The sequence below is a fragment of the Burkholderia sp. ZZQ-2 genome (assembly GCF_050768715.1).
Lineage (GTDB): Bacteria > Pseudomonadota > Gammaproteobacteria > Burkholderiales > Burkholderiaceae > Burkholderia > Burkholderia cepacia.
In genome coordinates this window covers 51,611-65,977 of record NZ_LDVA01000297.1, presented here as the reverse complement: position 1 = coordinate 65,977, position 14,367 = coordinate 51,611, and the positions used below count along the sequence as shown (strand labels likewise).

10 protein-coding genes are annotated in these 14,367 nt (G+C 68.4%); 2 read left to right on the top strand and 8 right to left on the bottom strand.

The features are described from left to right. Position 1: 1 nt before the first annotated feature. Entirely contained in the window at positions 2-250 is a 249-nt protein-coding gene (locus ABY44_RS26205) for a response regulator transcription factor (RefSeq protein WP_060171218.1), read from the bottom strand. Between the two features lie 289 nt (positions 251-539). On the opposite strand from ABY44_RS26205, the gene pip reads away from it, so the two are divergent. Both pip and ABY44_RS26195 read left to right on the top strand, forming a co-directional pair. Further along, positions 540-1,472 carry a prolyl aminopeptidase gene (gene pip / locus ABY44_RS26200; RefSeq protein ID WP_060171220.1) on the top strand — a complete coding sequence of 311 codons (933 nt, stop codon included), beginning with the start codon at positions 540-542 and terminating at the stop codon, positions 1,470-1,472. Positions 1,473-1,648: 176 nt separating this feature from the next. Further along, positions 1,649-2,542 (top strand): alpha/beta fold hydrolase, encoded by an 894-nt coding sequence (locus tag ABY44_RS26195; RefSeq protein ID WP_081072565.1) that lies wholly within the window; start codon positions 1,649-1,651, stop codon positions 2,540-2,542. A gap of 72 nt (positions 2,543-2,614) precedes the next feature. Here ABY44_RS26195 and ABY44_RS26190 read toward each other — a convergent pair whose 3' ends face one another. The 7 genes from ABY44_RS26190 to ABY44_RS26160 all read right to left on the bottom strand — a co-directional run bounded on the left by ABY44_RS26190 (position 2,615) and on the right by ABY44_RS26160 (position 13,843). Further along, complete coding sequence (locus ABY44_RS26190) at positions 2,615-2,887, bottom strand: hypothetical protein (protein ID WP_027791308.1); 273 nt, start codon at positions 2,885-2,887, stop codon at positions 2,615-2,617. Positions 2,888-3,071: 184 nt separating this feature from the next. Next, positions 3,072-4,121 (bottom strand): transglutaminase family protein, encoded by a 1,050-nt coding sequence (locus ABY44_RS26185; protein ID WP_060171222.1) that lies wholly within the window; start codon positions 4,119-4,121, stop codon positions 3,072-3,074. Next, positions 4,115-6,721 carry a circularly permuted type 2 ATP-grasp protein gene (locus tag ABY44_RS26180; RefSeq protein WP_060085090.1) on the bottom strand — a complete coding sequence of 869 codons (2,607 nt, stop codon included), beginning with the start codon at positions 6,719-6,721 and terminating at the stop codon, positions 4,115-4,117. Before ABY44_RS26180 ends, ABY44_RS26185 begins: the two co-directional genes overlap by 7 nt. A 204-nt stretch (positions 6,722-6,925) precedes the next feature. Then, a complete protein-coding gene (locus ABY44_RS26175) occupies positions 6,926-10,339 on the bottom strand; it encodes a DUF2126 domain-containing protein (RefSeq protein WP_060171224.1) in 3,414 nt (1,137 codons plus the stop codon). A gap of 96 nt (positions 10,340-10,435) precedes the next feature. Next, a complete protein-coding gene (locus ABY44_RS26170) occupies positions 10,436-11,413 on the bottom strand; it encodes a transglutaminase family protein (RefSeq protein ID WP_060171225.1) in 978 nt (325 codons plus the stop codon). A gap of 8 nt (positions 11,414-11,421) precedes the next feature. Then, complete coding sequence (locus ABY44_RS26165; RefSeq protein ID WP_021162096.1) at positions 11,422-12,363, bottom strand: alpha-E domain-containing protein; 942 nt, start codon at positions 12,361-12,363, stop codon at positions 11,422-11,424. Between the two features lie 64 nt (positions 12,364-12,427). After that, the gene (locus ABY44_RS26160) at positions 12,428-13,843 is read right to left on the bottom strand and encodes a circularly permuted type 2 ATP-grasp protein (protein ID WP_021162097.1); all 1,416 of its coding nucleotides are present in this window, start codon (positions 13,841-13,843) and stop codon (positions 12,428-12,430) included. Positions 13,844-14,367: the final 524 nt, after the last annotated feature.

Below are 14,367 nucleotides of genomic sequence, written 5' to 3'. Positions count from 1 at the left end.
CTCACGCGGCCCGAGCGCGGCGATCTTCGCAAGGAGAGAGGTCGTCCGCGAGCGGCGGCGCGTGTTCGACCGCATACGAGACGAGTTGCGCGGTGCCCGTCAGCCCGAGCTTGCGCACGATGTTCGAGCGATGCTTGCGCACCGTCATCGGCGCGGCCCCCAATGCCTCGGCAATTTCCGTACAGCGCATCCCCCGCGCGATCAACGACACGATCTCGCGCTCCTTCCTCGTCAGAGAATCGCTAACCATTCACAATCCCCGGAATTATTTTGATTTCTCGTTGATTCGCGACGCATGGCCAGCGTCATGAGTGCATTTCATGCGTGGCACGCGCATGAAACACAACGACATATTGAATCGGAATGCGTGAATGATGCGATGCGTTTTTTTACGGATTTTTCAATGCCGATCGACAGGAACGGCAATCGTGCGGCATGCCGGAACCGAAGCGCGCCATTTCGGCGAGTTGGGCATAATGGCGTACTGCTTTCGGCACCGGTTGCCCGGCACCCCACCGACCTTTCAATCAGGAAACGTCATGTACCCACCGATCGAACCCTACGCCCACGGCCATCTCGACACCGGCGACGGCCACCGCATCTACTGGGAGCGCTGCGGCAACCCCGCCGGCAAGCCCGCCGTGTTCCTGCACGGCGGCCCCGGCGCCGGCTGCAGCGCCGACCATCGCCGCCTGTTCGATCCGGAGCGCTACGACATCCTGCTGTTCGACCAGCGCGGCTGCGGACGTTCGACGCCGCATGCGAGCCTCGAGAACAACACGACGTGGCATCTGGTTGCCGATATCGAGCGCCTGCGCGAGATGGTCGGCGCGGAAAAGTGGCTCGTGTTCGGCGGCTCGTGGGGCAGCACGCTGTCGATCGCGTATGCGGAAACGCACCCGGAGCGCGTGAGCGCGCTGGTCGTGCGCGGCATCTTCACGATACGCCGCGCGGAAGTGCTGTGGTACTACCAGGAAGGCGCGTCGTGGCTGTTCCCCGACCTGTGGGAAGCCTTCCTTGCACCGATTCCCGAAGCCGAGCGCGGCGACCTGATCGCCGCCTACCATCGCCGGCTGACCGGCAACGACGAAGCCGCGAAGCTCGAAGCCGCGCGCGCGTGGAGCATCTGGGAAGGCCGCACGATCACGCTGCTGCCCGACCCCGCACTCGCCGCGCACTTCGCGGACGGCCACTACGCACTCGCGTTCGCGCGGATCGAGAATCATTACTTCGTGAACCAGGGTTTCGTCGAGGAAGGCCAGCTGCTGCGTGACGCGCATCGTCTCGCCGGCATTCCGGGCGTGATCGTGCAGGGCCGCTATGACGTCGCGACGCCTGCTCGCACCGCATGGGAGCTGTCGAAGGCCTGGCCGGATGCGACGTTCGAGATCGTGCCCGGCGCCGGGCATGCGTACAACGAACCGGGGATCCTGGAGGCGCTGATCGCGGCCACGGACCGGTTCGCGAACTAAGGCGCGCCATCGGGCAACGTCGCGCGCGCGCCGATTGATCCGCGTCGAGCCTCCAGCCATTGCGCGAGCCGGATGTCTGCCGACCGGGAAGTTGGAGGCCGTTCCGTCATCGCGAGTCGCTGCGGTTTGCCGGATGGCACGCACACCGGCCACTCTTCCACTTCGAAGGCTGATTCATGGCGTTGACCCCGACCGAACCCCGTTCCGAGCGTCTCGACGGCCCTGCGGTCAAGTCGCTTGCCGTCCGCGTGAACGGCTTGCGCATTCACACGAAAGTGGCCGGAGCCGGCCGGGCGGTCGTGCTGCTGCACGGCTGGCCGCAAACGTCGCATGCGTGGCGAAAGCTTGTGCCGTTGCTTTCGCCTCACTGCATGGTCATCGCCCCCGACCTGCGCGGATTCGGCCACTCCAGCAAGCCCGCGGCAGGCTATGACAAGAAGACCGTCGCAGGCGACATCGCCGCGTTGCTGCATGCGCTGCAGATCGAAAAGGCCTGCATCGTCGGACACGACATGGGCGGCCAGGTGGGCTACGCGTTCGCGGCGCTGTACCCGCAACTCACGGAGCGGTTCGTGTTCATCGAGAGCGGCTTGCCGGGCTTCGGCCAGGAAAAGGCGATGAACGTGGCCACGGGCGGCAGCTGGCACTTCGGCTTCAATATGGCGGGGGACATTTCGGAAGAGCTGGTGCGCGGCCGTGAAGCACTGTTCGTGCGTCACTTCATCCGGCGCGACACGGTAGGCACCGTCGATCCCGGGTCCATCACCGAAGCGGACATCGACGTCTACGCGACCGCGCTCACGCAGCCCGGCGCCCTTCGTGCGAGCTTCAGCTACTACCGCACCCTGTTCGTGGATCTCGACGACAACAAGACGTTCGGCGCGAAGAAACTCGACATGCCTGTCCTCGCCATCGGATGCGAATTCGGGTACGGAGAAGGATCAAAGGCCACCATGGCGCAGGTCGCATCCGACGTGCACGGGATCGTGCTGCGCGACTCCGGCCACTATCCCGCCGAAGAGCAGCCGGCACAGCTTGCGTCCGTCCTTCTCGACTTTCTCGCGCGATGATGTCCGCCGGTTGCCGACGATCGCCGGAAGTCGCCGGGATGTGCCGTCAGCAGCTTGATCCTGCCCGGGGGTTCACAGCGCGGTTTCGACGATCGCCCTGCCGCTGATCGCCCGCTCGACGAGCTGCTCGTCGCCGACCTTGCGGATCGCGTCGTCGAGCAGCCCCTCCGGCGCTTCGGTCGCCACCTTCAGCAAGCCCGACAGGCCGCGCGCGTCGAGCACCACCAGCGTCTCCATCGAATCCGCACGGCTCACGAGCACGCGGCGCCACGCCGGCCCCGCGCCGAAGCTCGCACAAAGCGCAATCGTCTCGCTGCCGAGCGTGTAGTCGAAGGTCTTGATCATGATCCGCCGCCGTTGCAAGGGAATGGCGCGGCGCGTCGGTGCGGCGCCGTGACGTCGACGCACCCGCGCGTGCCGCCGGCTTCCGAATCAAGCCAGATCCGTTCACCGGCATGGCCATGCTAGGCGTGCAGTATTAACGAAGACTTAAACCGCAATGCGCGCGGGCACGCGGCATCGCGCGACATTACGGCGTGTCGAGCGGCTCCACCGTCACGCCGACCTTCAGCTCCTGATCCGCACCGCCGCCACGGATCACACCGCGCAACGGCGTCACGTCCGCGTAGTCGCGGCCGATCGACAGCATCACGTAGTCGTCGCCCGGCGCGCGATCGTTGGTCGGATCGAGTTGCAGCCAGCCGTTGTCCTCGGGCCATGCCGGGTCGTACACCTCGACCCACGCATGCGACGCATCGGCGCCGATCAGCCGCGGCTGCCCGGGGGGCGGCTGCGTCAGCAGGTAGCCGCTCACGTAACGCGCGGCCAGCCCGAGCGAGCGCAGCCCGCCGATCATCACGTGCGCGAAATCCTGGCACACGCCCTTGCGCAAGTGCAGCGCGTCGAGCGCCGACGTCGTGATGTCGGTGCTGTTCGGCGTATACGCGAAATCGGCATGCACGCGCCGCATCAGGTCCCAGGCAGCCTGCACGAGCGGCCGTTGCGGCGTGAAGCTCGCAGCCGCATACGCGGCGAGTTCGGCGTCGCACGCGACATGCGGCGACGTGAACACGAATTCGCTCGCGGCATCGTAAGGCTGCCCTGCGCGAAACCGCAGGCGGTCGCGCACGGCTTCCCACGCAGTCGCCTGTTTCGCATCGGGATGCGCGATGGCGGGCGGCGGCGCGCCGCGCGCACCGCGCGACCACACGGGCGGCGTCACGCGTACCGTGCTGCAGCTGCGCACGAGCAGCGCGTCATGTGGCAAGTTCAACGCGAACGATGCGCGCGCGTTGCCGAATGCATCGATCTCGGTACAGACCGATTCCGGCTCGGGATCGATGTCGAGCGCGAACGACAGCACTTGCTGGCGCGGCGTCTCGAGCGGTTGCAGCCGTGCCTGGTGCTGCGCCGATTCGACGCGCGCCGCGTAACGGTATTCGGTGTCGTGCGTGACGCGCAGCAAGCGGCCCGGCGCGACGTCGGCGGTCGTTGCTTTCGCGGCCGATGCCGATGCCGATGCGTTCCGGGCATCGCCGGAACCCGGCGGGGCTTTCCCCGCGCCTTTCGTCGTCACCATAACGTCCTGCCCGCCTCGCGTACGTGGCTGAAATAGCGCTCGCCGATCCGGTTCGACAGTTCCCAGACCGCCTTCGCCGTCGTGTCGAGCGCTTCGAGCAGCGCGCCGTGCCGGCCACCGTCGGTGGTTTCGCACAGCTCGTGCAGCGACCACGCGGGCACGTCCGGAATCGTCTCGGCCAGTTCGGACAGCGCATAACCTTCGCTGCGCTCGACCTTCGTCAGCCGGCCCCGCAGCGCCTGCACGACCCAGCCGAGCGAGCGCGGATTGTCGGTATCGAGCACGACGAGCGACAGCAGCGGCGCGACATCGAAGCCGCGCTGGAAACGCGAACGGAACGTGATCGTGCTGTCGAACAGCTCCAGCACGAGCTCGAAGCCGTCCTGCCGGTGCACCGCGCCTTCGTCGAACGCGCACTTCAGCACGCTGCACAGGAAGTCCAGCCGGTCGATCTGCCGGCCGATCGACAGCAGCCGCCAGCCGTCGTCGCGCGTCATGTTGTCGGTCTGCGCGCCCGTGATCGCGCCGAGCAGCAGGCCGAGGCGCTCCAGCAACTGCAGCGCGTCGTTGCCGATCTGTTCCTCGGCTTCCGGCTGGCCCGCGCTGTCCGCGAACAGCTGGGTCGCATCGTCGATCAGGCGCCACTGGTCGCTCGACAGCCGTTCGCGGATCGCGGCAGCCGCGCCACGCATCCCGAACAGGCACGACGCAATGCCCGACGTGCGATCCGCGCCGCGCGTCAGCGACGTCGCGAGCGCATGCTGGAACGCACGCGGCGCATCGACGGCGTTCGGTGCATCGGCCGCGATCAGGCCCGTGTCGCGACACAGCGTGTCGAGCAGCTCCAGGTGCGCGGGGCTGTCGACGTCGTCCTCGCCGCGCAGCCGTTCGAGCGCCGCGCGCGCGAGCCGCATCAGGTTGGTCGCGCGCTCGGTGTAACGGCCGAGCCAGAACAGGTTCTCGGCCGCGCGGCTCGCGATCGCGCGCGGCCGTTCGACGAGGTCGTCGGGGCCGAGATGCGTCTGCAGCAGCGTCGTCGAGTCGACGATGCCTTCGGTCATCACCCATGTATCGACGGTGCTGCCGCCGCGCGGCATCGGCGCATTGAACAGCGTGTCGCGCGTGCCGACCCGTGACAGCCCGCCCGGCAGGAGCCGCCAGCGCTGCGCACCGTCGGCGAGCGCGAAGACGCGCAGCAGCACCGGCTTCGGCACGATGCGCGCGCCGCCGTGGCCGTCGGGCGCGTCCTGACGCGGCCAGGTCGGCGCCTGCGACAGCGGCAGGTCGGCCTGCACCGTGTAGTGTTCGGGCCGCGCGAGGATGCGTGCGCGCCATTCGGCCAGCTGCGCCTGCGTGAGCCGCGCGCCGATCACCGGCTCGAGCGGGCCGCCGGGCTGCACGTCGGGTGGATAGGATGCCTTCACGATGGCGCGCGCGAGTTGCGGCAACGCGTCGTCGCAGGCCGCCGCCTCGCCGCACCACCACGAATGCACGGCCGGCAGCGTCAGCGTTTCGCCGAGCAGCCCTTCCGCGAGACGCGGCATGAAACCGAGCATCGCCGGCGATTCGAGGAAGCCCGAGCCCGGCGCGTTCGCGAGCAGCACGTTGCCCGCGCGCACGGCCTGCAGCAGCCCCGGCACGCCGAGCATCGAATCGGGCCGCAGTTCGAGCGGATCGAGCCACGCGTCGTCGACACGCCGCAGAATGCCGTGCACGGGTTCGAGGCCGCTCAGCGTCTTCAGGAATACGCGGTTGTCGCGCGCGGTCAGGTCGCCGCCTTCGACGAGCGTGAGGCCGAGGTAGCGCGCGAGATACGCGTGCTCGAAATACGTCGCGCTGTGCGGCCCCGGCGTCAGCAGCACGATCCGCGAGTTCTTGCGGGCCGGGCTGAGCGCCTGCATGCTCTGCAGCAGCGCGCGGTACGCGGACGCGAGCCGCTGCACGCGCAGCCCGCGAAACCCGCGCGGAAAGAGCCGCGACACGATCAGCCGGTTTTCGAGCAGGTAACCGAGGCCGGCCGCGCCCTGCGTGTGCTGCGCGACGATCCGCCACTGCCCGTCCGGGCCACGCGCGAGATCGAACGCGACCACGTGCAGCCAGGTGTCGCCCGGCACGCTCGCGCCGCGCATCGCGCGCAGGTAGCCGGGGTGCCCGGTGACGAGCGCGGGCGGCAGCAGCCCGCGCTCGAGGATCGTCTGCGGCCCGTACAGGTCGGCCAGCGTCGCATTGAGCAGCCGCACGCGCTGGAGCACACCGCGCTCGATCGCGACCCAGTCCTCGGGCGTGACGATCAGCGGCAGCAGGTCGAGCGACCATGGGCCGGCCGCACCGTCGCCGGCGCGCTGCTCGTGCAGCTGGTAGAACAGGCCGTTCTCGCGCATGCGCCGGTGCAGCGCGTCGGCGCGGCGATCGAGGTCGGCCACGCCGTCGCTGCCGATCGATGTGAAGAAACTGCGCCACGCGGGCGCGAGCGCAGGCGCGTTCAGGCCGGCCGCGCTGCCACGCAGTTCGTCGTAGCGGCCGGCGGCCGCCGGCGCCGCGAGCGCGGCGGCCAGTTCCGCGGCATCCGGCTGCGCGCCGGTATCGAAAAGCGTGGGCATCGCGTCGAGGGCGGCGAGATGGTCGGTGTTTATGGGCGGCACGGTGTCGTTCCGTCGTCAGGGCGCGGCCGCGCACGCGCACCGCCGCGCCGGCGGCGTGCGGCCGCAATCTGCCCGCATCCTAGCATTCCGGCGGGGCCGCCATCACCCCATTTGCCGGGAGACCGCACACCGCGCATCGTCGTCCGCCTCGTCATCGTCCGGTCACGGCCGCCGCAGGTCGAGCGTGAACGGGAATTCGCGGCTCGGCGCGGCAGGCGCGACCTCCATCCGCCCCGGCGTATGCCCCATCTCGACGAAGCGTGCGAGCCGGCGGCTCTCCGCTTCGTAGGCATTGACCGGGAACGTCGCGTAGTTGCGTCCGCCCGGATGCGCGACGTGGTAGCGGCAGCCGCCGAGCGAGCGCTGCAGCCACGTATCGACGATGTCGAACGTGAGCGGCGCGTGCACGCCGATGGTCGGATGCAGCGCGGACGGCGGCGACCACGCCTTGTAGCGCACCCCCGCGACATATTCGCCGACGGTGCCGGTCGGCTGCAGCGGCAACGCGCGGCCGTTGACGGTCACGACGTGGCGGTTGTCGTTCAGCCCCGTCACGCGCACTTCGAGCCGTTCGACCGACGAATCGACGTAGCGCACCGTGCCGCCGGGCGCACCCTCCTCGCCCATCACGTGCCACGGTTCCAGCGCGCCGCGCAGCGACAGCTGCATGCCGTTTACCGCGATCTGGCCGAACAGCGGGAAGCGGAATTCGAAGTGCGGCGCGAACCACGCCGGATCGAACGCGAAACCGGCGTCGCGCAGCTCGGCCAGCACGTCGTCGAAATCCATCTGAAGAAACTCGGGCAGCATGAAGCGGTCGTGCAGCGCGGTGCCCCAGCGCGTGAGCGGCGTCGTGTACGGCGCGGCCCAGAAACGCGCGACCAGCGCGCGCAGCAGCAATTGCTGCACGATGCTCATCCGTGCATGCGGCGGCATCTCGAACGCGCGCAGTTCGAGCAGGCCGAGCCGGCCGGTCGACGAGTCGGGCGAATACAGCTTGTCGATACAGAATTCGCTGCGGTGCGTGTTGCCCGTCACGTCGATCAGCAGGTTGCGCAGCACGCGGTCGACCAGCCAAGGCGGCATGTCCTGCCCGAACAGCAGCTTGTTGCGCTGGATCTCGGCGAACGCGATGTCGAGCTCGTAGAGCTGGTCGTTGCGCGCCTCGTCGACGCGCGGCGCCTGGCTCGTCGGCCCGATGAACAGCCCGGAGAACAGGTAGGACAGCGACGGATGGTTGTGCCAGTACGCGATCAGGCTCGCGAGCAGGTCCGGGCGGCGCAGGAACGGGCTGTCGGCCGGCGTCGCGCCGCCGAGCACGAAGTGGTTGCCGCCGCCGGTGCCGACGTGGCGGCCGTCGACCATGAATTTCTCGCTGCACAGCCGCGACTGCCACGCGGCGTCGTACAGGAATTCGGTGTGGTCGACGAGCTCGTCGAAGTTGGCGGCCGGGTGGATGTTCACCTCGATCACGCCGGGATCGGGCGTCACCTGCAGCAGCTTCAGCCGCGCGTCGCGCGGCGGCGGATAGCCTTCCAGCACGAGCTTCACGCCCAGCGCGTGCGCGGTCAGCTCGATCGCGCCGAGCAGGTCGAGATAATCCTCGAGCGCGGCAAGCGGCGGCATGAACAGGTACAGGATGCCGTTGCGCACTTCGACGCACAGCGCGGTGCGCGTGATCCACGCGGCCGATTCGAAGCGCTCGGGAACGCGACCCGGGTCGCGCGCGGCAGGCCGATCGTTCCCGGCCGGGCTGTCGTCGCGCCACTGCATCACGGTCTGCGCGGACGCCTCGCGATGCACGCCGGACAGGTAGCGCGGCGCATCGGCCGGCCCCGCGTAGCGCGCGCGGATCGCGGCGGCTTCAGGCAGCGCGTCGCGCGGCGCGAACGGATCGCGCTCGACGAGATACGGATAGTCGGCGCGGCTGGCCCACGGCAGCGAATCGAGCGGCAGCCGATAACCCATCGGCGAATCGCCGGGCACGAGGTACATCCGCTCGTCGCGGAAGAACCACGGCCCCGTCTGCCAGCGCGGCCCGTCGAGGCCCGGCGCGGTGTCCACGCGCTTGACCGGCAGCACGTAGCCGACCACGCTGTCGAGCTGCTGCTCGAACACCTTGCGCAGCCGCGCGCGTTCGAGCTCGTCGTCGAGGCGCGAGTCGAACGGGTCGACGTTGACCGGCAGCCGGCGCTCGCGCCACAGGTAGTACCAGACGTCCTCGTAGCCGGGCCGGATGAATTCGCCGGTCAGGTTCAGCCGCGCGGCCAGCGCATCGATGAAGCGCTTCGCGTCGTCGGTCGTATACGCGGACGGCTCGCGCTCGTCGGCGAACAGCGACGGGTCGTGCCACACGGGCTGGCCGTCGGCACGCCAGAAGATCGACAGCGCCCAGCGCGGCAGCTGCTCGCCCGGATACCACTTGCCCTGCCCGAAATGCAGGAAGCCGCCGTCGCCGTACTCGGCGCGCAGCCGCTGCACGAGTTCGGTCGCGTAACCGCGCTTGGTCGGGCCGAGCGCGTCGGTGTTCCACTCGGCACCGTCGCGATCGTCGATCGACACGAAGGTCGGCTCGCCGCCCTGCGTGAGCCGCACGTCGCCGGCCGCGAGTGCGCCGTCGACCTGCGAACCGAGCGTCAGCACGGCGTCCCACTGCGAATCCGTATACGGCTTCGTCACGCGCGGCGATTCGTACACGCGCGTCACGGTCATCTCGTGCTCGAACGACACCTCGCACTCGTCGATCAGCCCCTCGACCGGCGCGGCGCTCGTCGGCTGCGGCGTGCAGGCCAGCGGAATGTGGCCCTCGCCCGCGAGCAGGCCCGAAGTCGGGTCGAAGCCGATCCAGCCGGCGCCCGGCAGGTACACCTCGCACCATGCGTGGAGGTCGGTGAAGTCGACCGACGTGCCGCTCGGGCCGTCGAGCGACTTCACGTCGGGCGTGAGCTGGATCAGGTAGCCCGACACGAAACGCGCGGCGATGCCGAGATGGCGGCACAGCTGCACGAGCAGCCACGCGCTGTCGCGGCACGAGCCGGACGCCAGCTCGAGCGTCTGCTCGGGCGTCTGCACGCCCGGCTCCATCCGCACGAGATAGCCGATGTCGCGCTGCAGTTGCTGGTTCAGCGCGACGAGGAAGTTCACGGTGCCGGCCGGCGTGCGATCGACGCCGTCGACGTACGCGCGGAACAGCGGCGCCGCGCTCGTCTGCGGGTCGCACACGAGATACGGCGCGAGCTCTGTCTTCAGTGCATCGTCATAGCTGAACGGGTATTGCTCCGCGCTCGCCTCCAGAAAGAAGTCGAACGGGTTGTACACCGACATCTCGGCGACGAGATCGATCGTGATCTCGAAGTGCTCGGTGCGCTCCGGAAACACGAGCCGCGCGAGATAGTTCGAGAACGGGTCCTGCTGCCAGTTGATGAAGTGCTGCGCGGGCTCGACCGTCATCGAATACGCGAGGATCGGCGTCCGGCAGTGCGGCGCGGGCCGCAGCCGCACGACCTGCGGGCCGAGGTTGACGAGCCGGTCGTAGCGATAGCGGGTGGTGTGATGCAGCGCGACGTGGATGGACATGGGAGCTCGGTTCGGGTTGGGCCGGCCGCGCGCCGCGTCGCGTGTGACGCGACGCGGCGGCCCGGCCTGGCGGATTCGGCGAAAACGCGCGTCGGGTCAGACGAGCTCGGGTGTCTGCACGACGCTGATCTCGACGCCGACGGTCGTCGCGCCGAGCCCCGTCACCGGCTGCGCGTCGCGATAGTCGAGGCCGACCGCGATGCGCACGTAGCGCTCGTCCGGGCAGCGATTCATGAACGGATCGAACCCGACCCAGCCGAGCCCTTCGACATAGGCCTCGGCCCACGCATGGCCGGCCGGCTGCTGCATCAGCCCGGCCGCTTGCGGCTGCACACCGAGCGCCGGCTGCGGCAGCCCCTGCGATTGCGCGGCGTGCGACGCGCCGAGCACCTGCTGCATGCCCTCGCCGCTCTGCAGCGCGAGCGCTTCTTCCTGCTCGTCGTCACCCACGTTCTGTTTCGCGTCGGCGATGCGCTGCATCGCGCTGTCCGCGAGCACGTAGCCCGAGATATAGCGGGCGGGAATCTTCAGCACGCGCGCGGCCGCGATGAACGCATGCGCATGGTCGCGGCTCGTGCCCTCGCCGCTTTGCAGCGCGGTTTCCGCGTCGACGGGCGCGTCGGCGGCCAGGTTCGGCGCATACGCGATGCGGTCGTGCACTTCCGTCATCAGCCAGTGCAATGCGTCGAGGCCGCGCGGGTCGATGGGCAGCGCGTCCGTGAGCTCGCGCACGGTGTCGCCGGCCTTCGTGAGCGCGGTCTCGCGTTCGAAGATCCACGGCGGCGCATAGCCCTCAGGATTACCGAGAATGCCGGCGCGGTCCTGCGTCTCGACGACGCCGGCCGCGATGACGACGATCTCGGCCTTCGCGCCGCGCTCGTGCCGCACGAGGTCGATGCGGTTGCCGAGCCCGTCGGCGTACGACAGCGACGGCTCGACGCCGTCGATCGTGACCTGCCACGCGCGCACCGTCTGCCCGGGGCCTGATTGCGGGCGCAGCCGCAGCCGTTGCAGCGCATGGGTGGCTTGATCGTCGAACTGATAACGCGAGATGTGTCGAATGGCGAGTCGCATGGCAAGTCTCAGTCGAAGTTGTAAGCCTGGGCGATTTCGATCCCGAGGCTGTTGTTGCGGCCGATGAAGTCGGTCAGGAATTCGTGCAGGCCGCTCTTGAAGATCCGCTCGACCGACGTATCGGACAGCATCTGCAGGATCTTCGTGGCCGTGTCGTGACACGGGTGTGTCACGCCGTAATCCTTTGCGAGCAGGTTCAGGCTCGACACGACGCGCCCGTAGCAATAGCGCAGCGAACGCGGCATGCGGCCGTTCAGGATCAGGTAGTCGGCGATGTTCATCGGCTTGTACTGCACGTCGTACACCCAGCGGTACGAACGATGCGCGGCGACGCAGCGCAGGATCGTCTCCCACTGGTAGTTGTCGAGGATCGTGCCGACGTGCGACACCGACGGCAGCAGCAGGTGGTATTTCACGTCGATGATCCGCGCGGTGTTGTCGGCGCGCTCGACGAACGCGCCGATCTGCGCGAAATCGAAGATCTCGTTGCGCAGCATCGTGCTGTAGAAGCTGCCGAGGATCAGCGCGGTTTCGCGCTTCACCTGGTCGAGCACGGCCGGCAGCTCGCTTTCCGGCACCGGCTGCGCGAGCGCGCGGCGCAGCGCGAGCCAAGCGCCGTTCACGCTCTCCCACGCCTCGCGCGTGAGCGCCGTGCGCACCATCCGCGCATTCGAGCGCGCGGCCTCGATGCACGACAGCACGCTCGACGGGTTGTCGCGGTCGCGCAGCAGGTAGTCGGTCACGGTATCGGCCGCATACGCGTCGTATTTCTGCCGGTAGCCTTCATCCGTGCCCGAGCTGACGAGCACCGACGACCATTCGGCCGGCGCGTCGGACGTGCGCGTGAGCGCCATCCGCAGCCCGGCATCGACGATGCGCGCGATATTCTCCGCGCGCTCGATATAGCGGTACATCCAGTAGAGACCGCTTGCAGTACGTCCCAGAAGCATCTCGTGTCCACTCCGTCTTCGTTCGGTTCGCGCGCCGGCTCCGGCGCGCGCGGTAGCATCCGGCTCAGTCGGCCAGCACCCAGGTGTCCTTGGTGCCGCCGCCCTGGCTCGAGTTGACGACGAGCGATCCCTCCTTCAGCGCGACCCGCGTGAGCCCGCCCGGGGTGATGCGGATCCGGTCCGACACCAGCACGAACGGCCGCAGGTCGACGTGGCGCGGCGCAAGGCCGGCGTCGGTCAGGATCGGCGTCGTGGACAGCGCGAGCGTCGGTTGCGCGATGTAGTTCGCGGGGCGCGCGCGCAGCTTCGCGGCGAACGCCTCGATCTCCGCTTTCGACGCGGCCGGCCCGACCAGCATCCCGTAGCCGCCCGAGCCGTGCACTTCCTTCACGACCAGTTCGTCGAGATGGTCGAGCACGTACTTCAGGCTGTCGGCCTCGCCGCAGCGCCAGGTCGGCACGTTCTCCAGCAGCGCCTTGCGGCCCGTGTAGAACTCGACGATCTCCGGCATGTACGAGTAGATCGCCTTGTCGTCGGCGATGCCGGTGCCGGGCGCGTTCGCGATCGTGATGTTGCCCGCGCGGTAGACGTCCATGATCCCCGCGACGCCGAGCACCGAATCGGGGCGGAACGTGAGCGGATCGAGGAACGCGTCGTCGACGCGGCGGTACAGCACGTCGATCGGCTGGAAACCTTCGGTCGTGCGCATCGCGACGCGGCCGTCGATCACCTGCAGGTCGCTGCCTTCGACGAGATGCACGCCCATCTGGTCGGCGAGGAACGAATGTTCGTAGTAAGCGGAGTTGTGGATACCCGGCGTGAGCACCGCGACGGTCGGGTTGTCGGCGTTGCCGCCCGGCGGGCATACGGCCGCGAGCGACTGGCGCAGCATCTGCGGATAGGTTTCGACCGGGCGCACCTTGACCTGCTGGAACAGCTCCGGGAAGAGCTGCATCATCGTCTCGCGGTTTTCCAGCATGTACGACACGCCGGACGGCGTGCGCGCGTTGTCTTCCAGCACGTAGAACTCGTTCTCGCCGGTGCGCACGATGTCGACGCCGATGATGTGCGTGTAAACGTTGCCGGGCGGCCGGAAGTCGATCATCTCCGGGATGAACGCTTCGTTGTGCGCGATCAGGTGCTTCGGCACGATGCCGGCGCGCACGATTTCCTGACGATGGTAGATGTCGTCGAGGAACGCGTTGAGCGCCATCACGCGCTGCTCGATGCCGAGCGACAGCCGGCTCCATTCCGTGCCCGAGATGATGCGCGGGACGATGTCGAACGGAATCAGCCGCTCGGCGGCCTCCGCGTCGCCGTAGACGGCGAACGTGATGCCCGTCTTGCGGAACACGCCTTCCGCGTCGTGGGCTTTCTGGGCGAGGCTCGCGGGATTCTGCGTGTCGAGCCACTGCTTCAGGCGCGCGTAAGGCGCCCTTACCATGTCGCCGGATTGCAGCATTTCATCGAATGGCTTCATCGATCTTTTCTCCATCGATCGTTTTCCCCGGCATTGCGCATGCCGGACCGGCGTAACGACTGCGTTGCAAGGAACGTGCCTTGCGGGCTCCCTCGATAATCCCCCCTTTTTGCGCCGCGCCAGGCACGCCCGGGCGATATTGCGCACCACCGTGGTGCAGCACCCGACGCGACGTGCGACGACGGTGCGTCGCAGGCGCGCACGGCCGATGCTGCGCCGCGTCTTCCGAACATAGTTCCCCCGCGTGTCACGAATGTGCAATCTGCACTGCACAAAAAAAACGGCGCGACCGGGCACCGGGCCGCCACAATGGAGGCGGGCCGGCACGCACACGGCGCAACCGGCCCTGGGGGAAGTACCGTCTGCGGCGCGCCGGCAGTTCGATGCTGTGAACTGTCCGGTTAGCCGGATCCGGCACCTCAACGCTATGCAGCCGTAATCCCGCCGACAACGCCCATGCATATTTCGACTGACACCGATCGAAAAAAAACATCGGGCCGACCCATGCGAGGCGCGGTACGCTA

Bases quoted from the DNA above. Each gene is read 5' to 3' on its own strand.
- ABY44_RS26165 (WP_021162096.1), bottom strand. From the start codon at position 12,363: ATGCTTCTGGGACGTACTGCAAGCGGTCTCTACTGGATGTACCGCTAT.
- ABY44_RS26180 (WP_060085090.1), bottom strand. From the start codon at position 6,721: ATGCCCACGCTTTTCGATACCGGCGCGCAGCCGGATGCCGCGGAACTG.
- ABY44_RS26185 (WP_060171222.1), bottom strand. From the start codon at position 4,121: ATGGTGACGACGAAAGGCGCGGGGAAAGCCCCGCCGGGTTCCGGCGAT.
- ABY44_RS26170 (WP_060171225.1), bottom strand. From the start codon at position 11,413: ATGCGACTCGCCATTCGACACATCTCGCGTTATCAGTTCGACGATCAA.
- ABY44_RS26205 (WP_060171218.1), bottom strand. From the start codon at position 250: ATGGTTAGCGATTCTCTGACGAGGAAGGAGCGCGAGATCGTGTCGTTG.
- ABY44_RS26195 (WP_081072565.1), top strand. From the start codon at position 1,649: ATGGCGTTGACCCCGACCGAACCCCGTTCCGAGCGTCTCGACGGCCCT.
- ABY44_RS26160 (WP_021162097.1), bottom strand. From the start codon at position 13,843: ATGAAGCCATTCGATGAAATGCTGCAATCCGGCGACATGGTAAGGGCG.
- ABY44_RS26190 (WP_027791308.1), bottom strand. From the start codon at position 2,887: ATGATCAAGACCTTCGACTACACGCTCGGCAGCGAGACGATTGCGCTT.
- pip (WP_060171220.1), top strand. From the start codon at position 540: ATGTACCCACCGATCGAACCCTACGCCCACGGCCATCTCGACACCGGC.
- ABY44_RS26175 (WP_060171224.1), bottom strand. From the start codon at position 10,339: ATGTCCATCCACGTCGCGCTGCATCACACCACCCGCTATCGCTACGAC.